This window comes from Actibacterium sp. D185-2 (assembly GCF_054954595.1).
Map to the genome: position 1 here is coordinate 1 of NZ_JBPWNX010000013.1, position 23,286 is coordinate 23,286.

Annotated in this window: 20 protein-coding genes and 2 pseudogenes; 3 read left to right on the top strand and 19 right to left on the bottom strand. The window is 61.4% G+C overall.

Translation table 11 applies throughout. The features are described 5' to 3' along the window. Nucleotides 1–123: 123 nt before the first annotated feature. A pseudogene (locus ACSR1C_RS16175) lies at nucleotides 124–384 on the top strand (TrbL/VirB6 family protein); the annotation flags it as partial. A 103-nt stretch (nucleotides 385–487) separates the two neighbouring features. Here the strand turns inward: ACSR1C_RS16175 and ACSR1C_RS16180 are convergent. From ACSR1C_RS16180 to ACSR1C_RS16240, 13 genes are all read right to left on the bottom strand, one after another. Beyond that, nucleotides 488–3,238: a restriction endonuclease gene (locus ACSR1C_RS16180; protein ID WP_009503790.1), complete on the bottom strand. Its 2,751-nt coding sequence runs from the start codon at nucleotides 3,236–3,238 to the stop codon at nucleotides 488–490. 182 nt (nucleotides 3,239–3,420) lie between these two features. Then, nucleotides 3,421–5,430: a type IV secretory system conjugative DNA transfer family protein gene (locus ACSR1C_RS16185; RefSeq protein WP_009503789.1), complete on the bottom strand. Its 2,010-nt coding sequence runs from the start codon at nucleotides 5,428–5,430 to the stop codon at nucleotides 3,421–3,423. A gap of 8 nt (nucleotides 5,431–5,438) precedes the next feature. Beyond that, nucleotides 5,439–7,772 carry a relaxase/mobilization nuclease domain-containing protein gene (locus tag ACSR1C_RS16190; protein ID WP_460260416.1) on the bottom strand — a complete coding sequence of 778 codons (2,334 nt, stop codon included), beginning with the start codon at nucleotides 7,770–7,772 and terminating at the stop codon, nucleotides 5,439–5,441. Next, complete coding sequence (locus tag ACSR1C_RS16195) at nucleotides 7,759–8,340, bottom strand: helix-turn-helix domain-containing protein (protein WP_034452008.1); 582 nt, start codon at nucleotides 8,338–8,340, stop codon at nucleotides 7,759–7,761. The genes ACSR1C_RS16190 and ACSR1C_RS16195 overlap by 14 nt, the downstream gene beginning before the upstream one ends. Nucleotides 8,341–8,855: 515 nt before the next feature. After that, nucleotides 8,856–9,062: a hypothetical protein gene (locus ACSR1C_RS16200; RefSeq protein WP_007120662.1), complete on the bottom strand. Its 207-nt coding sequence runs from the start codon at nucleotides 9,060–9,062 to the stop codon at nucleotides 8,856–8,858. 537 nt (nucleotides 9,063–9,599) lie between these two features. Beyond that, nucleotides 9,600–10,529 (bottom strand): DUF2493 domain-containing protein, encoded by a 930-nt coding sequence (locus ACSR1C_RS16205; RefSeq protein WP_009503786.1) that lies wholly within the window; start codon nucleotides 10,527–10,529, stop codon nucleotides 9,600–9,602. Nucleotides 10,530–11,286: 757 nt separating this feature from the next. Further along, a complete protein-coding gene (locus ACSR1C_RS16210; protein WP_009503785.1) occupies nucleotides 11,287–11,802 on the bottom strand; it encodes a P-loop nucleotide/nucleoside kinase family protein in 516 nt (171 codons plus the stop codon). Nucleotides 11,803–11,901: 99 nt separating this feature from the next. After that, complete coding sequence (locus ACSR1C_RS16215) at nucleotides 11,902–12,600, bottom strand: DUF4386 domain-containing protein (protein ID WP_009503784.1); 699 nt, start codon at nucleotides 12,598–12,600, stop codon at nucleotides 11,902–11,904. Next, the gene (locus ACSR1C_RS16220) at nucleotides 12,600–13,589 is read right to left on the bottom strand and encodes an EamA family transporter (RefSeq protein ID WP_009503783.1); all 990 of its coding nucleotides are present in this window, start codon (nucleotides 13,587–13,589) and stop codon (nucleotides 12,600–12,602) included. Before ACSR1C_RS16220 ends, ACSR1C_RS16215 begins: the two co-directional genes overlap by 1 nt. 183 nt (nucleotides 13,590–13,772) lie before the next feature. Next, nucleotides 13,773–14,411: a DsbA family oxidoreductase gene (locus ACSR1C_RS16225; protein ID WP_009503781.1), complete on the bottom strand. Its 639-nt coding sequence runs from the start codon at nucleotides 14,409–14,411 to the stop codon at nucleotides 13,773–13,775. Beyond that, entirely contained in the window at nucleotides 14,411–15,034 is a 624-nt protein-coding gene (wrbA, locus tag ACSR1C_RS16230) for an NAD(P)H:quinone oxidoreductase (protein ID WP_009503780.1), read from the bottom strand. Before wrbA ends, ACSR1C_RS16225 begins: the two co-directional genes overlap by 1 nt. A 107-nt stretch (nucleotides 15,035–15,141) precedes the next feature. Next, a complete protein-coding gene (locus ACSR1C_RS16235) occupies nucleotides 15,142–16,029 on the bottom strand; it encodes a LysR family transcriptional regulator (RefSeq protein WP_009503779.1) in 888 nt (295 codons plus the stop codon). Between the two features lie 121 nt (nucleotides 16,030–16,150). Continuing rightward, on the bottom strand, nucleotides 16,151–17,095 hold the full coding sequence (locus ACSR1C_RS16240) for an alpha/beta fold hydrolase (RefSeq protein ID WP_009503778.1): 945 nt from the start codon (nucleotides 17,093–17,095) through the stop codon (nucleotides 16,151–16,153). Between the two features lie 88 nt (nucleotides 17,096–17,183). Between ACSR1C_RS16240 and ACSR1C_RS16245 the strand changes: the two genes are divergently transcribed. Beyond that, a complete protein-coding gene (locus ACSR1C_RS16245) occupies nucleotides 17,184–17,897 on the top strand; it encodes a WYL domain-containing protein (RefSeq protein WP_034452003.1) in 714 nt (237 codons plus the stop codon). Between the two features lie 32 nt (nucleotides 17,898–17,929). On the opposite strand, the gene ACSR1C_RS16250 is transcribed toward ACSR1C_RS16245, so the two are convergent. Continuing rightward, nucleotides 17,930–18,910 (bottom strand): NAD(P)-dependent alcohol dehydrogenase, encoded by a 981-nt coding sequence (locus tag ACSR1C_RS16250; protein WP_009503776.1) that lies wholly within the window; start codon nucleotides 18,908–18,910, stop codon nucleotides 17,930–17,932. 97 nt (nucleotides 18,911–19,007) lie between these two features. Here ACSR1C_RS16250 and ACSR1C_RS16255 point away from each other — a divergent pair, with 97 nt between their 5' ends. Then, entirely contained in the window at nucleotides 19,008–19,889 is an 882-nt protein-coding gene (locus ACSR1C_RS16255; protein ID WP_009503775.1) for a LysR family transcriptional regulator, read from the top strand. Between the two features lie 260 nt (nucleotides 19,890–20,149). On the opposite strand, the gene ACSR1C_RS16260 is transcribed toward ACSR1C_RS16255, so the two are convergent. The 5 genes and pseudogenes from ACSR1C_RS16260 to ACSR1C_RS16280 form a co-directional block, all read right to left on the bottom strand. Next, complete coding sequence (locus ACSR1C_RS16260; RefSeq protein ID WP_009503774.1) at nucleotides 20,150–20,731, bottom strand: rhomboid family intramembrane serine protease; 582 nt, start codon at nucleotides 20,729–20,731, stop codon at nucleotides 20,150–20,152. Nucleotides 20,732–20,879: 148 nt separating this feature from the next. Beyond that, the gene (locus ACSR1C_RS16265; RefSeq protein WP_009503773.1) at nucleotides 20,880–21,287 is read right to left on the bottom strand and encodes a hypothetical protein; all 408 of its coding nucleotides are present in this window, start codon (nucleotides 21,285–21,287) and stop codon (nucleotides 20,880–20,882) included. 285 nt (nucleotides 21,288–21,572) lie between these two features. Continuing rightward, a complete protein-coding gene (locus ACSR1C_RS16270) occupies nucleotides 21,573–22,301 on the bottom strand; it encodes a DUF736 family protein (RefSeq protein WP_009503772.1) in 729 nt (242 codons plus the stop codon). 124 nt (nucleotides 22,302–22,425) lie between these two features. Then, a pseudogene (locus tag ACSR1C_RS16275) lies at nucleotides 22,426–22,723 on the bottom strand (hypothetical protein). Between the two features lie 100 nt (nucleotides 22,724–22,823). Then, a complete protein-coding gene (locus ACSR1C_RS16280) occupies nucleotides 22,824–23,285 on the bottom strand; it encodes a DUF6915 family protein (RefSeq protein ID WP_034452045.1) in 462 nt (153 codons plus the stop codon). Between the last annotated feature and the right edge of the window lies 1 nt (nucleotide 23,286).

The window sequence follows — 23,286 nt, forward strand, 5'->3', positions numbered from 1 at the left end:
GCTCACTGCCGCGCGCATAACTCCCAAAACTTGGCATGAGTTCCTCGACGACTTCGTCCATGACGCCGATCTCGTCGCCCGCATCAAGGCCCAATCGCCGCGGTAGCAACCGGCCGGTTACCGCTCTCCGGCGGCCTCGGTGGCGGATACAACTTCGCTCGCGCAGCGATGGGCAGCCAGCAGGCCTACAATCGCTACCTGATCGGCGGTGCCAGTGGTGCGGAATACGCAGCCCTCCGGGCGCGGCAGTTCTTTGGTGTACAGCAGATGCCCGCGAGGCAAGGCATGGGGCAGACGAGTTCCACAAGCGGCACAGGATCCACTGACACAGGGTCAAAAATGCTGGCACAGCTGGCGAGACTGGGACGACTTGGGCGACGGTGACGGCCCTAAACGACCATTCAAACTGGAGACTCTGTGTACCTTCTTCCGACACAGATTGTACATGTTTGAAAACGGTGCCAAAGCTTTTGAAATCATTTCCAAATCACTCAGAAAGTGCATCTGAGCGTTTTTTTCTCCCTGGCGGTTCCGGGATTTGGTCCTGCTCACTTCCTTCTATGATCCATTTTGCCCATTGCTTTAGTGCGTTTCCGGTCCGTGCTTTGGATGCGTCAGTCCAGTTCAACTTGAACTCCTCAGAAACGAACTCACCCAGCTCTGGACCAGAAATATCCCCCCTTCTTCTCAACGCCTCTATAGACTTGTTTATCGCAACTTCATTCTTCGCTGAACTCCAGACTGCCTCAGGAATGCCGCCGAACTTTCCAAGAGCTTCGGAATTTATTTTTGCAGCATTATTTTCCACCTCAACGAGGTTGAATCTCTTTAGCACCGAAACTGAGTTTCGATATCCTAATTTATTTGAATTTTCGACATCAGTATTCTTCTGTAGTACCTCGAAGGCATCGCAGACACTTGCAGGGGATGCCATAGCAGAGAACACTTCACTAGACCGTGAACGCCTCGACACCTTCGAAATAACACTCCCTGAATCTTGAACAGTAAATCTTGGCCCTGAACGGGCCAAGAAACCTACTTGAACAAGAATGTTTGCGAACCGGTTGGTGTAAATTTCCCAAGTCTTCTCAGTGAACTTCTCGCTAGGAAGGCAGTCCTTAAGTGTACTGGTGATTTCCGATCTAGAAATTGTTTGACCGGCATGGTTCCGATAAAGGTCAATCTTCAGAGAGTGTTTGTCGACCTTTACTCTGATTCGCGACAAAACACCTCTAACTGCTCCATCGGCCATGTCACGATGCAGCTTAAAAGATGTCCCCTGCCTTTCAGCCACCCCGAACAGCACCAAGTCGGCACCAATATTCCAGACAGTTCGTTCATTCAGATTTGTTTTCTCAGCAATACACTCGGAAGTTTGAAACCCGTCCTTGTTCAGCACCTCACCAACTTTTAACATAGCATTGATATCGGAAGAAGGGATGTAGTTGAATGGAACAACTGGTACGTTTCCAGACAGAAGATAGTCCCGGAAGATATCCCAGTATACGTTTAGACGATCACCACTTCTCACAATCAATCTTTTTGCAACTAGATTATTTACTGTTGCCACCCCTGAGATTTCTATTATCTCACTCCAGTCGGCTGGCGCTTTGCCTGCGATGAGCTTTAGACTTGAGGCTTCGCTTGGATTGAGTGTTTGGAGATCACTTTCAAATAAGTTCCTGACATCCAATTCGAGGAGAGTTGAGTTTGCTCCGTATTGCTGATTTTGGTTGTTATAAAGATGAATGCATAGCTTCTTGAGAAGCCACGGGAAGCCTTGGCAGGAATGGGAGATTTGATGCCTGATTTCTGCAGTTAGCTTAAAATCGGCCTGCTTTTCAAATGCTGTGATGGCTTTAGAAATTTCACCCTTGTTGAAGCTTGTTAGCTTGTACTCCCTTCTGTGATCAGACAACTCATGCCATATATGATAGGCGGGATGGTCGTGTTGTGTTGTACTGTCAGTCTTCCACGCAAAGCCCAATCCGATGGCCCCCTTGAAGGAGGCTATATCAATCATAAGATCTCTTGCAGCGGTAAAGACACTGAATAATTCGGGCTTCGAATAAAGCTCTTCGAACTGGTCGAAAATGAGGCAAATAAACTTACCTTCATTTTTTACACTTTCCAAGTAGTCCGATATGCTTGAAGAGGATAAGGGCGTGCTTGGATTTGTTAGTTGAATATCTATCTTCTTGCCAAAGCCTGCCTTTTGCGCCTGCTCTAAGCACTTGATCACGGACGCCGAGATATAGGCGGGGCTTCGAGCGCCTCTCATGTCTATCGCAAAGGTAAATAGTTTTTTCTTGTAATGCTTATTCTTGGTTCGATCCCGAACTTTGGCAACTAGCGAGCTTTTTCCCAAACCCGAATTCCCTGTAATAGCAAATATTCTGGTGGAATCTGTTGTCGTGCGAGCATTCTCTAAAAAATTAAGTATGTGTTTTTGTGTGTCATCTCGACCAATGAAGTCTTGTGGTCTGGCAGGGCGATAATCATCCCACGATTCACCAGTTTGCACCTCAACAACGTTTGGCGGCGTGTTGTCAGCTGAGCTTTTCGTTTCAGGCGGAATGTTCGCGCCAACTGTAACATCATAGTCACATAGGACGCTCTCCAAAGTGGCTATATTATTGAGGGTATCGATGTCTGAAATCCGTTGACCAGTCTTTGTGCTGAAGAAGATAACCCCGTGAGGAGCGCCTCCTAAAAGGGTATAGGCAGCCCAAAAACGTCCGAACGGAGAGAGTACAAGCGTCCATTCTCCTACAGATTCACTCGATCCCGCGAAATCTTCTGCCGATTCGATGGGTGGTTCACATATAACCGATGCCTTCTTAAGTGCTTTAACGATAAGCTCTGGTGTATAAAAGCTTAGTCGAGAAGCTTTCTCGGCGGGCTTCTTTTTCCACATTTCAGCGAAGCCCTTAGCCTCCTTTCCAAATTCAGCTGTGGAAACAAGCCATCCTTCAGCGTAGTCATATGCGTCAACCGTTCCATTAAGTTGACGAAGTATCGGCGCCCCGATATTTCCAGCTTGTGCCTTGCACTCGACGTAAATTTCTTTTCCGCTGACCTCATGCTTACAAAGAAGATCAAGTTCAGCTCCGGTAACGCGAATTTCTTCAATAACTTTGAAGCTTTGAGCCGAAAGAAGATCGGTTGCTAAACTCTCCAGTAAGTCGCCCTTCGCCTTGGTGCTGTCGTCCGCTCTACAAGCAACTTCGATTTTCATACTTCGCCTCTGTAGTTTGACGTGGCAACTTGCCGATATTGTTAAATGTGCCTCCAATTATGACCACAGCAACTCGGGAATTACCATGGGTGAGACCACGCGCTACAAAGCATTCGTCGGGACACGCCGCAGCAAATTCACACTTTTCGCCCTGCCTTACAGACAAGCCATGCCTCGCCACCCTATCGAGCAACCAGCTTTTCGCCATACCCCTCCTGCAGCATCGCTTCCATTTCATCCAATCCATCGACGGCGGAGCGCATCTGCGCCTCATCAACGACGTTCACAGCTTTAGCATCCACGACCTGACTCCCAAAATCCATCTCCATCTGTCGTTGTTCTTCGGCGATAACGGCTTGAACGACAGGCGCGGTCTTCTTTGGAACGCCGTTGGTTTGCGCTGACGGTTGACCGGCTGCAACCTGGCGTGCGCTCTCCACAACTACGTCAGTTTCAGATCCGTGTCCTCCACCCGTCGAAGGCGGAGTCATCGGCATGGCGCGCACACTCAGCGGCAGCGTGCCTTGCGATCCCCCTCCTCCCGGCTTCGGAAACGGCAACTCCCCCGTCTGTGCCGCGTGGATTGCCTTGAACAGCTGATCATCAAAATACTGGATCCGCTTCGCACGAATAGGCATTTGTGCATCGATCACCATGACGATTTCATCGAGGGGCAGACGGCGCGCTTCATCTTCTGGCAACAAAGAGCTTTCTTCGGTCCGCGTGGATTGGCTGCGACCCTCGAAGGGGTTTTTCCCGATGGACTGGGAGCGCGTGATGACGGTCTTCGTGGTCTTGCCGACCGCCTTGCTCAGCTCCTCGACGGTCTTCTCATCCGACGGCGTCAGGTAGAGTTTCACGCCCGCGTTGCCCTGCAGCGCACGGCGGGTGTTCTCGCCGTAGATTTCATCGAGGGCGGGGATGGTCTGGGTGACCACGGCGAGGTGACCACGATAGGTGCGCAGAGTCTCAATGCTCTCGACCACGATGGGCATTTTGCCGAGGCGATTGAACTCGTCTAGCATGATCATCACGGGCCAAGGCTCGTCAGGCCCGGGATCTTTTTCCTGCATGGCGGAGAGGAGATCAGAGAAGAAGAGGCGGATCAGTGGCGCCAGCGGCTTCACCATCAGCGGCTGGACGACGAGATAGACCGAAAAGGGCTTCTTGCGGATCGTCCGGAAATCAAAGTCCGAGACTGCCGTCGCTTCATCGATAGCCGGGTTCTGCCATTGGTCCAGCCCCGAGGTCATCAGGAGCGAGACGTAAGAGGTCAGCGTGTCGTTGTTGGTCGAGGCCAGCCGCGTGAAGATCAGCTTGGCGGCCCTGTTATCGACCTCATGGCCGCGCGCGAAATACTCCTTCTGCTTATTCCCGCCCGAGGCCGCGATGCGGTAGATCTCGCCCAAGGTCGGACGCTTGCGCTGGAACGCCAGCAGGCCTGCCGCCACGAAGAGATCGATCCCGCCCTTGAGGAGGCCCTGCACCCGGTCGTTGTCGCTTTGCAGAAAAAGCGTCGCCAGGAGCTGCAATTCCATTTGCTGGCGCGCGGGATCTTTCAGTTGATAGATGCGCAAGAGCGGGTTGTAGCGATGCGTGCGCTTGCCCTCCCAATCGGTGGGGGCAAACCGATAGACCTTGTCGCCTTGGGCTGCGCGGTGCCGGGCCGTGGCCTCAAAACACTCGCCCTTCACATCGAGCGTCACGGCGGAGCCTTGCCAGGTCAGCAGGTTCGGAATGACAAAGCCCGTGGTCTTGCCGCGCCCGGTGGGGGCCACGATCAGCGCATGGGGGAAGACCTTGGAGCAGATGTAGTTGGCGCGGGAGCCCGGCGGCCCCAGCTTGCCGAGGATGAACCCGGTGCCCGGCGCCCCGAAGAAGCCATTGGCCTTCATCTCGCGCGCACTTTGCCAATGGGTCTGGCCAAAGCGTGTGAGGGCCGAGCCCGACAAGGCGAGGCTCAGCATCAGGCCGGCGGCGGCGAAGCTGCCGATGATCAGGTGAATAAGTTGCGCGTCCTCCGGGCGGCGATCGAGGATCGCCAGATAGTTCTGCGCGATATAGGCAAAGTCGATCTCGGCCCCGAAGCCGAGATCCTGGTAGGTCAGCACCGCCGAGGCGATGGTATAGCCCATGGCCGCGGTCACCAGCGTCACCAGGAAGGCACCAGTGGCGATCCGGGCCTTGCCCATCGCGGCACTCAATGGACCTGGCCCCGCTCGGTCTCGCCATCCACGTCCGTCGCGCGGTGCCGTTCGTACTCGGTGTCGGCAAGATCATCGACCACCTGGCGCAAGGCCTCCGTGTTGGCCGTTGCTGCATCCGATTGCAGATAGACCTTGGCGACATAGAGCCGGTCGAGGCGGTCCTCGAGAACCTTGTCCAGCGCATCGGCATCGCCGGATGTGAGCCGCTCAAGTTGACGGTCATCAAGCACCCGCGCGATCTCGGTTCGGAAAGCGTCCCGCTCCGCTGCAGTCTCGAAAGGCGCGGACAACTCCCCCGCCCGCTCATGCTCCAGGACACGCGCAATCTCGTCTGCGAGGCGTTCGGTACGGTCAGACTGCGGCGCAGTTTCACCGCGGGCTGCGACGAGTGCGTCGCGCGTGCCAGACCCAAGCCCGTCGCGCATCTCGGTTTCGCGGCGGACCTGATTGATGACCTCCGTGTCGCGGATCTCGACGACGGCCGCGTAGGTCGCGCCGAGCCCGCGGGCGAGGTGGAACGGCATGTCCGGATAGCGCGCGCGCAAGTCATCCGTGACAGCATCTGCAACGGGCGTGCGGACGTCGCGTCCCTCCATGATCCGGTCGACTTCGCGGGTGATCTCGCTGGCGCGGGCCGCATCGGTGACGGTCTCCCTGTAGGGCTCAGACCGGTCAATCACATCGCCAGGACGTGCGAGCAGGTCTGGGTGTGCTTCGAGATACGCGCGTTGCTCCGTCTCGATCCGGCGCTCCGCCCGTGAGACAACCTCCCAGTCCCGGTCCTCGATCTGCTGCGCGGTCAGGCCGTCTGCGCGCATCTCCTGACGGATTGTCCCTTCCATGGCCCGGACCGCGCCCTCATGATAATGGAACCGCTCGCTGTCCGGTTCCGCTTCCATGACACCATCCCGGCGCAGCACGTTTTCCCGTTCCAGAAGCGTGCCGAGCGCGACATGCACATCGTTGAGAATGTCGCGCGCCTGTTCCAGATCGGCGCGGCGTTCAAGGTTCAGATCCCGCGCCTCAGCCACTTTGGAGAGATCATTGGCGATCCATTGATGCTCGAGCGCTGCATTTGAGGCGCCCGTCTCGATCCGGGCCACCACTTCCGATGTGCTGATCCCGGTGCCCCGTAGTGCCGCGTCAATGCGCGATCTCAGATCGGGCTCTGCCAGACGCTCGCGCTGGCTGGCGTCAATATTGGCTTCGGAATAGATCCCGCCCTCCGAGGGGGTCTCTGACAGCGCGGATGATCGCAAACCGAGAGGCTGCATGTGCTGGACCTGCGTCTGGATCTCGATGAGACGTTTTTCCAGCACGGGACGTTCCGCGTCAGACTTCTCGGCGATCATGCCCTGCACCCGCGCGAGCTTTTCCGCATAGAGGCTTCTCAGATCCTCAAAACTCTGATCCTCGGCCATATACACATCTCCTGTTCGGTCCACCTGCCCGCCGCGCGCCAGCACCTCGCCCGCGCGGAAGAGTGCCGCGGCGATGTCTTCCCGGGCCTCCCGGGAGGCCTCCGCGGCAAGCGAATGGTAGACGGTTCTGGTGTTGGCGATCTCCGCCAGCGTCCGGGTCAGGTCCTGCCCCACGCGTTCACGCTCGCGGGGCGCGCGACCCTCTTCTTTCGCCGCATAAACTTCGCTGGTGCGGGCTGGGTAATGCACGACCCCACGATCCACCCGGCGCGTGGCTTCCAGCCGCACGCCGTACTTCTCCGCCTCCTCGACCATGGCGAGGCGGAAATCGTCGTAGTTGAAGCGGTGGTTGCGCCCCAGAAAGAAGAACTCGCCTTCCTGCGAGCGGCGGTTCAGCACCAGATGCGCATGGGGGTGATCGCGGTCCTCATGCACCGCGATGATGTAGTCGAAATGGCCCGCGTCGGTCTGGAAGAACCGCTCGGCCACGTCCGTCGCGATGTCGCGCACATCCTCCCCACGCGTGCCCACGGGGAAGGACATGAGCATGTGGGTGGTCTGTCCGAGCTTGGGCTTGAAGCCCGCATCCCACCGCTTGGCAAAGCGCTCGGTCAGGTCCTTGATGTCACCCGCCTCGAGCTTCGCCTTGCCATCCAGGAACCCGCTGGAGTCGACGATATGCGTGGACTTGGTGGTAAGGTAGTCGAGCTGGTTTGAGAGCTGCGATTTGGTATGCGTACCCCCGCCCCGGATCGCCTTGAAGACCGCCGGCCGATGCCCCGCTGCCGCGCGCACAAGCTGGCTCTGCTTGGCGACATGCAACCCCTGCATCGAGCCCCGGATGCGGCTCCAGCCATCCCGGAAGACCTCGCCTGTAACGGCGTCCACGGCATCATTCAGCCGCATGGGCAAACTCCCTCAGCGCGGCCGTGGCCTGCAGCTGCATCGCGTCCCGACGGCGGCGCACAAGCAGATCGATCTCGTCAGCGGAATCCAGAATGAACCGCGCCAGCCCGCGCATCTGGGCAAGGCGCAATTCGGTGAACTCCGAGCCGGCCCCCTGCCCTTGCCGATTGGCCTGCGTCATCTGCTTGGCAATCTGCGCGACCCCATTGCCGACCTCGTGCAGCGAGGCGCGGTAGCGCGCCATCTCGGCTGCCATCTGCGCGTCCGGAACGAACACCCCGCCTGCCGCCTGAATGAGCCGCCGCAGCCCCTCGGCCCTGCTTTCGATCCCCGCCTTCGCCAGCACCTCGTCGAGCGCCGCAAGCTCCGCAGCCGTGACCTTCACACTGACCGCTGAGACCGGAATTGCGGCATCCGTCTGGCGCTCGACATCGGCTTTGAGCGTGTACTGAATCGCCCGCACCGACACGCCAAACCGTTCCGCCAGCACTGAAGTGGAAACGCCTTCCGCAGCTTCGCGAACGATCTCCATGCGGTCCGCATCTGTGAGACGTTTTGAGCGAGACATGCGAAGAAAGACCCCCTATTTCCTGCCACCTTCCACCAAGGCTGCCCCTACCTTACGATAATATACCTATCTGTCAATTATATACTTACGTCGCATTCAGGCTCAGGCAGCCTTGGTGTCCGCTTCACGCCGCGGCCCGCAGGGACGCGGCTCTGCCGCCCTCACCACCGGGCGACACTTGTCCTAGGGGTCCCGTCCACCAGCCCCGCCCGAGGCTCTGGCCGAACACCCATGTGTTCGGACGGAACCGCGGGCGGGCGCAAACCCCACCGACAGGGCGGACAGGCAGGGTCAAGGAGGGCCAGATTTGGGTCCCCAAATCTCTGCCGCAAAAACCGGGAGGCCCTGGCCGATAGGTTTTTGTGGATGGCCCCCTTGAGGCTGACTGGCCGGTCTGTCGCGGCCTGATCCTTCCGGGGGAGTGCGTCCGTTGAACGCGCAGGGACCGGCATCCCTGGAACAGGGATCGGGCCGCCCCAAGATCGTCCTGGGGCGGCCCATCCTCGTCAGAGGATTTAGTCCTGGGGATCTTTCGCGCTCGGTGGGAACATCACCAGCTCCGAGACCGCGACCGGGAAGTCGAGCTTGAGGCTGAAGAACTCCGATCCATCCCCGTTGCGGGTGTTGCGGAACATCGCACCCACGCGCTGAAAACGGGTGCGCTCCTGGCCATCGGTATCGGTGAACTTGACGGGGACGGTGGCGACGTAGTGGTTGGTCATTTGGGTTACTCCTTGTTGCGATGGGGATCACCCGGCACGGGGGCAAGAGGCCCGGTCGCAAGCGCAAATGCGGAGGGTCCGCGGCCAGCCGTGGAAGCCGTATTTGTGCTTGCCGAAGCGTGAGCTGAGGGCACGGACGGGCCGACCCCGTGCGATCCACATGCATAGCAAAAAGGAGTGACCCGGATGACCTCTGCCATCACGCGGCCGCCACGATCCGCGTCCGCGTCCCGCCGAGCCTGGCCGAGGTGCTCACGGAGCCCGCCCGCGTGGATGCGATGTTCCGAAACACGCCCTGAGGGACCTGCATGTCTTCAGCCTCAAGTGGGACGTCTCGACCCCTCGCGTCTTGCGCTGCTGACGATGTGCGTGAGGTGCGCACCATCCCCAGCCCGTACCGATGCGGATGGACCGCTCTCTGACGGACTGGGTAGAGGGATAACGGTGCTGGCCGCCGCAGACTGCCGATCACGCGTGACCGACCGCACGCGCCATGAGACATGACGAAAGGGCCGCGCCAAGCGCGACCCCCTCTCTTCAATCCTGCGCAGTCTTCTTCGCCGGGTCCGCAACCCGCATGACCGTCAGGCCTTTCGCTTCCGCCTTCTGCCCGAGGTTCAGCGCGACCCCGTTGCCTCCGAAGAGAACAACCCCCGTCGCCGCGAACTTGTCGTCCAGCATTTCGTCGTTGCACTTGAACGGTGCCGCCCGCCCGTGCGCGGACCAGCGCGGATCGAAGCGCGCCTGTGCTATCCCGCGTGCCCGGGCCCACCGAGCCGCAATCATCTCCGCCCCGTGCTTGCCACCCTTGTGGCAGAGGAAGATCTCCTGGTTACGGTTCTGCTTGATCCGTTCGCGAACCTTGTCGAGCGTGTTGAAGATCACATCGACATCGGTCCAGTCGGTGGCGCCTGAGACGATCAGGGGAACCCCCTCGACTTTCGATTTCTCGGCAGTCTCGCGGTCGTGCTGCTCCAGGAGCTGCCGCGCCTCGAAGACCGCCCCGGTCTCTTGCGCCCGGACGCTTGCGCGCGACCCGGCTGCCGGGATGAAGGCGTGGCCCGTCTCGATCTCGTAGCATTCTGCCGCTGCCTCGCTCATCACCTCGATGGCGCTGACAATCTCGCGCAGCTGCAGAAAGCGCGCCTGCGCCTCTTCGAGCGCGGTCTCGGCGATCTCCGATCCGTCGTGAGATTTTGCCAGCGCACCGATCTTGTCGGCGGTGCGGTCGACCTCCTTGCCAAGCGCCACCTTGCGGCGCTGCAGGATCGTGGCGAGCCCATGGGCCAGCGGTTCGATTTCGGCTTCAAGCCCGGTCCCGCGCAGCTGACCGAGCAAAGCCTCGAAGCTTTCGCGGATAATGTGGTCGGTCAGGATGTGATCTTCCGGGATCGGCAGCTGCGCGTCCTTCTCGGTCAGTCCGAAAAGCTCGATGGTCTCGTAGGTGTTTGCGGTGTCGTAAGCCATGTCTGGTCTCCAGTGTTCGGTTATAGAGCCACCACGTGAGTGTGGGGGCATGGCCGAATGCCTGGTTTCCGAATCTGCCCGGGTCAGGGACGGCGCAGCCGCCGGCTTGCCGGGCGCAAAAGTTTTCCGTGCGCAACACCCGACACACGCACACCCTCACGCACTGGACCGCCCCGCGCCACGGGCTCCGCCCTCGCCGAAAAGTTTTGCGATCCTTGACGCGGGCTGATTTGGGGGCCATCCGGAGGATATGCTTCCGCACTCATGTGTGTGTGTTTTGACGGTAGGTTTGCCCGACCCGAGCAGGCAAACGGCCCGACCGGACGCGGGAGACGGATGGAGCGGCGGGATCGTTTTGGCCTCAGGCCAAAACAGACCAGAGCGCAATCCGGCGGAGCGGCCGGGGAGGGACGTGCTCGCGAGGCGGGCAAACCGGGATGCCAGGCGCAACGCCGCGGTGAGGCCGGATGGCCGAATGCGCGACGGCCCGAAGGGCCGTTCTCCCCTGCGACACGCGAAGCCGAGCTGGGGAGGCCGCAAGGCTTATGCCAAGGTTGATGTGCAGGCGACTACGCGGTGATGCGGGCGCAGGTCATGTGGGTAGTCTGGCCTCACCAAGCGGCTCAGGAAACACTAGTGGGGCATGGCGATGAAGCCGCGAACACCCGCCAGCAAGATGATTTGCGTGCAGCGCGCAGATAGTTTGCGACCAATTGATTTTGAGGGTGCGTATTCCGCACGGCTTCTGGTCTGATTTTTAGGTCTCCTGCACCTGATCGAGTGCTTCGCCATGCACCACCAGATCAAAGCCTTCTTCGGCAGTCGGCGATGCGAAGTGACTGGAAAACTCGTGGAACTGTGCCTCCGTGACCGCGAAGGGGTGGTCTCCCGCCGCGTTGCGCGCGCGCAGCCGAGCCAAGCAGACTTCGTCTGGCACGTCAAACACATGAAGCTGGTGCGCGGCTTCAGTGCCGGCGATGATCTCCCTCATCCAGGCGCGTTGCGCGGCGGTGTTTGCCGGGAAGTCGAGGACGACCGACACACCCGCGTTCAGCAAGGCGACCACATGAGGCCCCATGACACTTTGGAGCTTCGATGAGCACCGCACGTAATCCTTCAACGAATGCAGCTCATCTGCGAAGAGCGCATCGAGCCAGGAGTCCTCAGCGACAACAACCGTTCCGGGCGTGGCCCCAAGCTGGGCGGCCATGGTGGACTTCCCGGATGCGATCTTACCGCACAGCATGTGCAGCGTCGGAGATTCAGACAACATTGTTATGTCTCCCTCATTACGGATGAAAAGATTTCAGGATTGGCCTGTAGCGGGATCTGATGCCAAAGTATTGGCCTCGTCCGCCAAGGCATTGACAGATCATGCCACCGCATTCCTTTCTTGGTGGCTGTTCCTTTGAAAAAGCAGCCGGATGCAGAACGCCGTCTCGGCGAGGATCGTCAGTAGATACGCCGGTACGAATGCCTGGGACCATTCAGGGGAGAAGAAGCGCAGGCCGCTGCCGATCAGATAGACGAGCCCGGCGATCGCCAGGCCGGCCCCCAAGGCCTTCGCAAAATGACCTGATCGCCAGACAAGCAGACCCATGATCAAGCTGTTGACGCCAAAGAAAACGAGGCCGAGATCATAGCCATGACCGTGCAGATCGAGGAGCACCAGCGCAAGCGCGTTGGCATCGGCAAGCTCGTTGGGGCCAGAAATCAGAAGCCACGCGGCTTGCAGGACCATGAGGTTCGCGGCGATCAGCACGGTCTGGATCAGTCGGAACACCATCGCGGACAGTGCAAGCCCCGGCGACGCGGCCCGAAAGATCAGATAAAGCAGTATGGCGAGTCCGGCATCGCAAAGCGCCATCACCAGATCGGCGGCGATGGCCAGCCGGAACTGACCCGGGGCGGCCAGGATCGCCGCCGCGGTGCCTGCCGCATCGCCAAGGGCGATCAACGGGCCACGCAGGCCCAGCTCGGCCCCTATGCCTGCGACGATGATGAGCAGGTACAGCATGCCTGCAAGGCGGGCTTGGCGGGCAAACTCGGGCGTCAGTGCGGGATCGGTCATCAGGGCCTCCTTCCGGCGCGATTGGCCATGACATACCGGAACGGATTCGCACCGAACATTGCCAGAAACGCACCGGTGCGGTTCATGATCGTTCCGCCAGCTGGGGCGGGACCCGCCTCTGGCTTTGCCGACGCTTGCGTCGTCGGGCGGTTCGCCCGTTGACCTGCCCAGACCGAGCCGAGGACGATCAGCGCGCCGAGTCCCTGCAGCAGGGACAGCGACTGGCCCAGCACCACCCAGCCAAGGATCACCGCCGTCACCGGGCTCATCATGCCCAGCATCGAGACCGCGCCTGGCTCGATCCGGGCGACGCCCCGGAACCAGAGCGCATAGGTGGCCGCAGCGCCGATAAGGCCGAGCCAGACCAGCCCGGCCAGGTTCGTCGCCGTGAGCGGCGGCAGGGCGGGTTCCATGACTAGCGCCAACGGCAACAGGATCAAACCCCCGGCAGTCAGCTGCCACGCGGTGAAGCTGAGAGCGGATACCGGCGGCTGCCATCTCCGGCTGAGAACCGTGCCCGCCGCCATGGATGCCGCGCCACCGAGCCCAGCGGCGATGCCGACGGGGTCCAGTGCGGCGTCGGGACCGTTCAGCAGCAGCGCCACGCCCAGAACGCCGGTGGCCGCCGCTGCAACCGCACCCGCCCGGATCGGCGTGCCGAGCCACCCACGCGCCATGAGGATCACCATCATCGCCTGCAGAGAACCGAGTGTGGCCGCTACCCCGCCGGGAAGCCTGTAGGCGGCCACGAACAGCAGCGCCCAGAACAGCGCGAAGTTGAAACTGCCGAGCAGGAAGATGCGACCGAGCCAGGCACGGGGTGGGAGGCAACGCGTGACAGCAAGCAGCAGCAGTCCGGCTGGCAAGGCCCTAAGCGCGGCAAGGGTCACGGGATATGCCGCAGGCAGCGCCTCGGTCGTGACGAGATAGGTGCTGCCCCAGACCGCCGGGGCGAGCGCTGTGAGAAGGATGTCGGTGGTGCGGGACATGGCTGTATCTCCTGGCGGGGGCTTACCAAAGCGGATGGAAGGGCAAGCGCGGACGGTCCGGCCAGGGATCAAGGCCGATGTCGCGCATCAGGTGAGGCGGCAGGTCGCGCGGAACGCCGCGCGGGATGCGGTGCCGGTGCCGGGCTGCAGTGCGGAGGAATGAGAGGGTCATGGCATTTCCTTTCAGGCGACGAGGCGGAGGGCGGCGCGCAGTTGCGCGGCCAGATCCTCGCGCGGTCCGTTGACGAGCCGGGCGCCGGTCTCGCGGACGATGAGGGTTGGAATGGACCGGACCTGGAGGGCACGGGCGTGTTGCCGGTCGGTCTCGACGGCACGAAGGGTTTCCGGGTCCTCGAAAACATCGACGAAGGCCGCAGCTTCGAAGCCCAACTCCCGGGCGGCGTGCAGCACCGTTGCTGGGTCAGCGACGTTCCGCGCCTCCATCAGATGCGCGCGCTGCAGGCGGTCGAACATGTCCCAGTGGGCGGCCTGTCCGCCAAGCCGCTCCGCCGCCTTGCACCCCAGCGCCGCGGTCATGCCGTGGGGATAATCGAACGGCGCTGCGCGCATCGCGTCGATATCGACCAGCTCCGGCCGGTCGCTGACCTCGCGGCAGACCGCCCAGTGCCCGAGGATAGTCTCGCGGGCGTCCTCGGGCGTGCCCCAGCGGGTGGCCATCTCGGCGCGACTGGCTTGCAGGACGAAGGTGCGGTGCCGGATGTCGAGGTCGAATTCGGCGGCAAGCGCCCGCATCCGCGACGAGATGTTGAAACACCAGCAACAGACGACATCGTGGAAAAAGTCGACGGTGAGGGAAGCCATCACGCGGCCTCCTCTGACAGGTTGCCCCCAGCCAGCCGCGCGGCGATCCGGGCCACATGCGCGCCCTGAAAACGCGCGCCGGCGAGGTCGGTCTCTGTCGGTTCGCGCGAGCCGTCTGCGCCTGCAATCGTGCCCGCCCCATAGGGCGCACCGCCGACGATCCCTTCGGCCGTCGTCTGACCGGCGAAGGTGTAGGGCATTCCGGCAATAAGCATCCCGAAATGCTGGAGCGGGATCTGAGTGGAAAGCAGCGTCGCCTCGTGCCCGCCATGCTGCGAGCCGGTGGAGGCGAAGACGGCGGCGACCTTGCCGACCAGAGCATTCCGTGCCCAGAGGCCACCAGCCTGGTCGAGGAAGGATTTCATCTGCCCGGCCATCATGCCGAAGAGCGTCGGCGTGCCGAAGATGATGGCGTCATAGGCCTCCAGATCGGCCGGCGCAGCCACGGGCGTGTCATCTGGGGCGAAGCCGACCTTTTGTCGGATTTCCTCGGGAACAGTTTCAGGCACGCGACGCATGTCGACATGGGTACCGGGCACGCTGCGTGCGCCTTCGACTTCGGCCTGCGCAAGGGCGCGGACATGGCCATAGCTGGAATAGTAAAGAACAAGAACGCGGGTCATGGGATCCTCTCAGTGCATTGGGTTTCGATGCCTGAGAGGATGGGGGATCGGTCGGGCCGCAATAACCCGCTGACTGTCACTTCATTCTTTACGCCAGTTGAAGAATGTCAGGACCGGAGCGTCGCGCGCAGGTGGTCGAGGAAGGCCGTGACCTTCGCGTCCATCCCCAGCCGCGAGGCCGTCACGGCGAAGATCTCCGGCGCGGGAAGCTCCCAGTTGGGCAGGACGCGCACCAGCGCGCCCCGCGCCTCGGCCTCGTTTGAGACGAAGTCCGGCAAGGTGCCGATGCCCTGGCCCGCGATCAGCAGATCGCGCAGGACGAGGCTGTTGCCGACACGAACCGGCGGATCGACGTCGATCGTGACCGTGCCGGAAGGGCCTGTCAGCGCCCATGTGGTCAGGTGGTCCGCAAGCAGGAAGCCGATCACCCGGTGCCGGGCGATGTCCTGCGGGACAACCGGCACGCCCGCCCGTTCCAGATAGGCGGGTGCCGCGAAGATCCGCTGCCGCATCGTCCCGACCCTGCGCGCCACCAGCGCCGAGTCCGGCATGGCAGGCCGGATGCGGATCGAGACATCGAACCCGCCCTCGACCATGTCCACCACCCGGTCGTCCATGGACAGCGTCAGACGCAGATCGGGATAGGCGTCGAGAAACCCGGGCAGGATCGGCGCGATCACGGTCTGCCCGAACGAGCTGGAGGCGTTGACCTTGAGGTGCCCCCGCACCGCCCCGGCACCATCGCGGATGCGCGTCTCGACCCCGGCAACGGCATCCAGAATGCCTGTCGCCTCGTCGTAGTAGAGCCGCCCGGCATCAGTGAGCGACATGGAGCGGGTCGTTCGGGTGAGCAGCGTCGTGCCAAGACTCTCTTCGAGCAGCTTGATCTCGCGGCTCAGAAGCGCAGGCGACACGCCAAGATCCTCCGCCGCACGCGCGAAGCTGCCGCGTTCGACGATGCGGCGGAAGGCGTGCATGACGGAAAGCTTGTCCATTCTTCTCGGTCGTTCCTCGCGTGAGCGCCCCTTGCGGGTCGCATGTACCTCGACCCTATCACGGGCACGGCAAGGCGCGAACGGATTGCGTTCGCGCCCGCCGATGGACCGTGACCTCCGCCTAAGCCGCCTGCCGAACCGCAAGCCAGTCCAGGATCGCCCGAGTGGTCTCGTTGGGCTTCTCCTGCTGGATCCAGTGGCCGCTGTCGAGGCTGAGCACCTCCACATTCGGGACGAAATCCGCGATGGTTTCAGACGGCGGAATCATGTCTCGCGTTCCGTAGATCATGAGTGCCGGCTGCCGGACGATGGGGTCCACTTCCGCCAGAATGTGCCAGTTGCGATCCATGTTCCTGTACCAATTGATGCTTGCCGTGAACCCGGTTGCCTCGAAGGCCGCGATGAACACGGCAAGATCCGCGTCGCTCATCACGGGATCACCTGCGGGGGCTGCGGCCGTGGCGAGGTTGATCATCATCATGCCCGGCTCGGGCGGCGCAGGCGGCAGGTTCTTGCGGAACAGGTTGCGTAGGAAGCAATCGGTGTGGCCATCCAGCACAGCGTCCGCGACACCGGGCTGACGGTTGAAGTGGACGAAATAGTTGTCGGGCCCAAATACGCTTTCCATGAACTCGATCCATGGGACTGGGGTGCGAGGCTGGTAGGGCAGCGCCAGGTTGATGATCCGGGTCACACGAGCCGGATTCAGGAGTGCCATGCTCCAGACGACGTTTGCGCCCCAGTCATGACCAACGAAGGTGGCCGCTTCGTACCCGAAGTGGTCGAGAAGCGCTGCGAGATCGCCCGTCAGATGAGCGATGTCGTAGTCTTCCACCTTAGTCGGGCGTGACGAGTTCCCGTAGCCCCTTTGGTTTGGAGCGATGACGTGGTAACCCGCCGCCGCCAGCGCCGGTATCTGGTGGCGCCACGAATAGGCATGCTCGGGCCATCCGTGGCACAGCACGATCGGGTTTCCTCGATTCTCTCGACCGGCCTCGAAGACCTCAAGGTGGGAATTGCCCAGCGAAACGAGCGTGGGCGCGGGGAAATCAGCGTTTCGGTTCATGGCAGTCTATCCTTTGTTAATTGCCTCGACGCTCGCCTATCTCAAAAAGGTTTCAAATCCTGACACCTTTGTATGGTATTAAGCCTCCATGAAGAGCCGTAGCCGACAAGACGCCATCGTGCGGACCCTGCGCCGTAACGGAACAAGCACAATCGACGCGCTGGTCCGAGAGGTCAGTGCGTCGCGCAGCACGATCATGCGAGACCTGTCGGCGCTGCGCGACGAGGGCTATGTGATCCACGCCGAACAGGGCCGCGGCGGCGGATTGTACCTCGATCCGGGCTCGGTGCAGACCACGGTCCGGCTTTCGGTCGCGGAGGTGTTCGCGCTCATCATCGGCGTCTCAAGCATGCGCGCCGCCCGGACGCTTCCGTTCGCAAGCCTTGCCGATGCCGGGCTTGCCAAGATCGAGAAGGCCTTGCCATCCGACAAGCTCCGAGATCTGCGCCGCCTCCTCGATTGTCTCTATGTCGGGCCCCTGGCTCCCCAAGTCGACACGTCGAACCTTGGAGATATGGAGGCCGCCCTGTTGCCCGCATTCGAGCAGTCGTTTCTCGAGCGCTTGTGCCTGAGGTTCCGCTATCGCGACGCCAAAGGGACCGAGACCGAAAGGCAGGTCGAGCCGCAGGCCATGCTGATCCTACCGCCACTGTGGTACCTGGTCGCCTGGGATCCGATGCGCGAGGATTTCCGGCATTTCCGCATGGACCGGATCAGTCGGCCCGAAGTGGTCGAAGGCACGGCATTTCGAACGAGGCGCGTCCAGTTTGATGATGGCGTGGAACCCGTTCGATACGCCTAGCGGCGGTCAGTTGGCGGCGAGGGCAGCGGAGGTCAAACGACGACGACGTTCCCGCGCTTGTGTCCCGTTTCCATGTGGCGGTGCGCATCAATCAGATCGGTCAGGGGATAGATCCGGTCGAGCACGGGCGACAAGGTTCCGGCCTCAAGCATTGCCAGAAGATGTACCAGGTGGGCGCGCAGGATCTCCGGCGACTGCAGGCCCGCAGCGGCGAACAAGGCGCGGCGATGGCCGATCAGGCGGCTTTGCAACATCGCGCCCAGAAGCGGCAGCGTCAGCACGGGGCAGACATAGCGCCCGTTATTCGTCAGCCGGGCCTTGGCTGTTCCGAAGGTACTGATGCCGAGCGTGTCGAAAATCACATCGTAGCGCTCTGGCAGAGTGGTGAAATCTTCTTGGGTGTAGTCGATGATCCGGTCCGCACCCAGTCCCGCGACAAAGGCGGTGTTCCGCGTGCTGCAGGTTGCAGCAACATGGGATCTGGCCGCCTTGGCGATCTGCACCGCCGCAGTGCCGAGGCTGCCTGATCCGCCAAGGATCAGCACGCGCTGCCCCGGCCGCACCTGCGCGACCTCATGCAGAAAATGATACGATGTCAGCGGACCGTCGCACATCACGGCGGCGTCCTCATGCGCCAGCGCGCGGGGCTTCTTCATCAGCACGCTCGCTTCATCAAGACAGATGTGGCTGGCATTGGCCCCGAACTTCATCCCCGCCTCGCCGAAGACGGCGTCGCCCACGGCAAACCGGCCAACCTTGTGTCCGATTGCGATCACCTCACCCGAAAGCCCGGTACCGGACAGGTTCTGGCGCGGTCGGCGCAGGCCGAGGAACGGCCGCGCAAACAGCGGCCGTCCGGCGCGCATCATGCCATCGGCCCGGGTCACCGCCGAGGCGCGGATGCGGATCAGGATTTCCGTGGGGCCGGGCGTCGGCATCGCCCGGGTCACGGGGTTCAAGACCTCGGGGGCGCCATAGCGTTCGATGCTCCATGCGGTGAGGGTAGCAGTCATGGGGTTCTCCTTTCGGTGTGAGTGCCCCCAATCTATCGGGTCGAATTTCCACCAAATATTGCCATTTTTGGCCCGGCGTGGTTCATAATCGTTCCATATGGTGGATTGGAAATCTCTTCCGGCCTTTCTGGCCGTTGCGCGGGCGGGATCGCTGCGCGGGGCTGCCGAGCAGTTGGACGGCACCCATGCAACGGTGCGTCGGCAGGTCGAGGGGCTGGAAGCGCAACTGGGTGTCCAACTGTTCCGGCGCAGTGCAGGGGGGCTGGAGCTGTCGGCGGCGGGCCGCAAGCTGCTTCCTCAGGCGCTAGAGGCGGAAGCGTCCCTGCGTCAGGGGTTCAACGCCGTTCGTGGGCTCGACAGCGAGGCGGCGGGCCGCATCCGACTGTCGGCCGACCCGATGACGGCACATTTCCTGCTGGCGCCGGTTATGGGCGAGTTCCTGTCGCTCTATCCCGACATCCACATCGACATGAAACTGTCCTACGCTATCGACTCGATCGAAAGGCTGGAAACCGACATATCGATCCGCCATGTGCGCGACCTCACCGGCGACGCCGTGGGGCGCAAGCTGTTTCCGTTGTCGCTGGGCGTCTTCGCCTCGCGTAGCTACATCGACAGGCATCTGCACGATGCCGGGCCGCGTGGCGAGGGACTGACCTGGCTTGGCTACGGCGAGGTGCCGGAGTTGCAGGCGATGATCGCGGCCTCGCCTTTTCCACATGCGAAGGTGCGCCATGCCATCGCCGATCCGGCGATGCACATGCATCTCGCCAGGGCCGGGGCAGGAATGACCTTTCTGGCGGCCTGGGTGCAAAGCGTCTTTCCCGAGTTGCAGCGGGTGCCGGGAACCGACCTCGACCAGAGCCGCTCGACCTGGGTGCTGATGCACGGCGATCTGCGCCGGGTGCATCGGGTCAGGCTCTTTGTCGATTTTCTCTACGAAAGCCTGCTCGAGCGACGCGCTGACTTCATCGGCTGATTGTCACTTCAGCCTTGATGCGCGTTTGGCCGCGAAGATTACATCTCCGGAATTGCTGCATATTGTATCCTGACCGAGCGCCTAACTTGAGCTTCTTCTTTCAACTCTTTCAATAATTTATGGCGGAGAGGGTTCTACGTCAGGCCCATTTCCTCCAGTATTTGGACTTATCAGGGGGTGCAATTTGCCCTGACCATCTTCGCAAAGCTGCCGTTAATGATTCATGGTATGAGCGAACGCTAAGGGCCGAGTGTAGGGCTTCAGTCCAGATCGACACCGCCGAGGCGCGGCACATGGAGATGCGTTCGTACAAGAAATGCGGCGGCCGCGCCGGCCAAAGCGCCGAACAGATGAGCCTCCCAAGAGACGCCGGGTTGGCCCGGAAGAACGCCCCAGAGAATGGAGCTATAGAGGACACCGACCACCAGTGCCGCGCCCAGCGTGATCAATGAGCGATCCACGAAGCCGCGCGCGACGAGGAAGCCAAACCAGCCGAAGACGAGCCCTGACGCACCGATATGGATGGCGGAGCTTCCGAACAGCCAGACGAGTCCGCCGCCGAGGCCGATCACCACTGCGTTCACCGGCAGCAAGGCCCTCGTGGTCGTGGCCACCAGCAGCCCACCCATCACCAGGAGCGGCGGCGTATTGGCCATCAGGTGCGCGAAACTTCCATGCAGGAGGGGCATGGCGATGACGCCATCCAATCCGCTGACGTGCCGGGGGATCAGGCCGAAGGCCGGGTTCAAGCCGTAACCAATGATCCAATTGACGAGGTGAATCGCCCAGAGCAGTGCGACAAAGGCGACAAGCGCTGCGGCGCGCCGGAAGAAGGCGCGCATGTGATCCCGGTTCATCATGTTGGCGACAGTAGACGTCACCACAGCACCTTCAACGGCTTCCGCACGCTGCACAGGGTGCCACCTCCGGGAAAGGGGGTTTGAGGCGGCCAACTTGGTCAAGGCCCAAGGCAAGAGAACGGCCTCGATCTTACACGGTGTTCCCCGGACGAAAGGGCTGCGGTTCACGCTCGGGGCGCTTCAGGGCTTCGGCGAATTTGCGGGCATTGTCATCGATCGTGCTGTGCCAAAGCTTCGAGACGAAGGCCCGGGCGTCTTGGACTGTCATGTCTTTCAGCGAAGAGGACAACGCCATGAAAAGCTCATCCTCGCTAATCGCGGCGGCGCGGTGCATGGCATCCGCGTAAAATGACGGGTCGTTGAGAACCTGCTCGCGCAGCGGCATCCGCGCGAGGTTCTCCTCCGGGATCGCCATGAAGATCGTGTCCTGAACTTCGGTCAGATAAGCGCGGCGCGATGTGGACACCGGCTTTCCCGCCGCCTTGGCCTCCAGAAATGCCTGCCTTGTCCTGTCGAGCTTTGCCCTTGCATGGGTCATGATGACGGCGCGCTGTCGGGCGGGTAGCGCAAATCCGGTGCAGCGCTCGATATGGGCGAGGAGATCTGCAACCTCTGCCTCAACATCAAGGTTGTCAAACCATAGAACCGTCCCTGATCTAGCCGCCACGCGCCCGCCCTCAATATTGCGTTAATATATTATTGTATCGCATTTGCACCTGATCGCAAGCGGGTGGCGTCCTTCACGCCAACGGACATGGGAAAAGGGGAACCGTGGTCCCACGGCTCCCCTTTCGGTTCAGGTCTTCTCCCCCTCGCGCGCCGATTAGGCGACCAGCGACAGCCCCGCGCCTGCGTCCTGCGGCTGCTCACCGCTGTCGATGAACGGGATGATCGAGAAGGTCTGCCCGCCGCGCTGCTCTTCGTTCTGCACGGCGTTGACGCGCAGGTCGCCATCGGGCGTGTTGATCAGCAGCGACAGGTAGTCATTGCCCGTGCGGCTGCTTTTCGCCATCCACGCCGAGCCGACGCGGATCGGTGTGCCCCGGGGCGAGCTGACCTCGATCCGGTAATCGGGGTGGGTTTCCTCGGATTTGTAGCTGTTCTCGATCAGCATGAACTCCAGATCGAACATCATGTTGGCGATGTAGCCCGTGAAGGCGTTGTCGGCGTCCATGGCGGTGAGCTCGCCCGAGATCGAGCCGGATTTCATCAGGCCGTTCGAGACCAGCGGGATGATCTCGAACGCGCCGCTCTGCGCCGCACGCGCCTCTTTCGTCTGCACCGCGTTGACCCGGAACGGGCCGAGGCCGACATCGATCTGCATCGAGATGTAGCGGTTTCCGCTGCTATTGCCGGTTTCGTTCCAGGCCGTGCCGATGCGCACCTTGCGGCCTGATTTGTTGACTGCCGTCACGTCAAAATCCGGGCTGCGCGCGGACATCTTCGGGCGGATTTCAAGCTGGATGGCGATATCGAAGCGCGTCGAATGGATCATGCCGGTGTACGGAGCGGCTGCGGTCTCGACATTGCGAGTGAGGGTTCCTGCGAACATGGGATGGTTCCTTTTGGATTGGCCGGTGTCTGACGTCCTTGCCAGCGCATCCGGGATTGCTTTCTCGACCCCTTGAGGGATCACAAATTAGAAAGCCTGCTTTCCTTTCAGCCCCGCCCGCGGGTCAGGCCTGCCGTCCGAGTGGGAAAGCCCCCGCGCCTCCGGGTGCTACGCCCCTGCCCGTCTGGTCTTGATTGACTGCCCGGATTTTCCGCGCCGTCCTCGGATCGCGCGATGAAGAACTCCGCCTCTTTTCCGTTCAACCCGTGCCCGCCCCGGTCGGTCAGACCGATGCAGCTACCGTTCGGCACATAGGTGATGAGGTACTGACCGAGCCGGTCCTTATGGACAACGTAGCCGGTATTGGCCCAATGCACGGTCTGGCCGGCATCGACGGCCGCCTTGATGTCTTCGAGTGTCATGCGAGCCTCCTTACGAAGAATGGTGGGGAAACGACGCAAGAAGTCCGATCTTCCGACCGGGCTTCCATGCAAGATTTGTTTGGCAAACGGCCGAGTGCTGTCAGGCAACTTGCGTGGCTTGCGTCGCGTGCGCCGCCATCCAATCCTTCAGACCAAGAACCGTTCTTCCGGCGGCGACTTCAGATGCCCAGGCGACCCTTGGGTCGCCGCAGGGCTCATCGCCGGAATGCCGGTCGATGTGGCCATTGGCCATCCATGGCTCAGGCTGTATCCGTCGCAGCCAGTCCGCCATGCTCGGGATACGGCCCTGACAGTCTTCGCGGACATGCTGCTCGCCGATCCAGCGCACGGGGATTTCTCGACCAGCGCTATTGGTCAGGGTCAGGCCGAAGACACGTTCGGCTTCAAACAGGCCAAGGGCGTGATGGCGCAAAGCTCTGTGCGTGAAGAGCGCGAGGTGCTCTTTCGAGGCGTCAAACCAATCGTGCACAGACTGATAGTCAGACGGCACCCCGCCGAATTTCCGGGCAGAGCTTTCAGCATGATGAAGCGGATGGGCCATC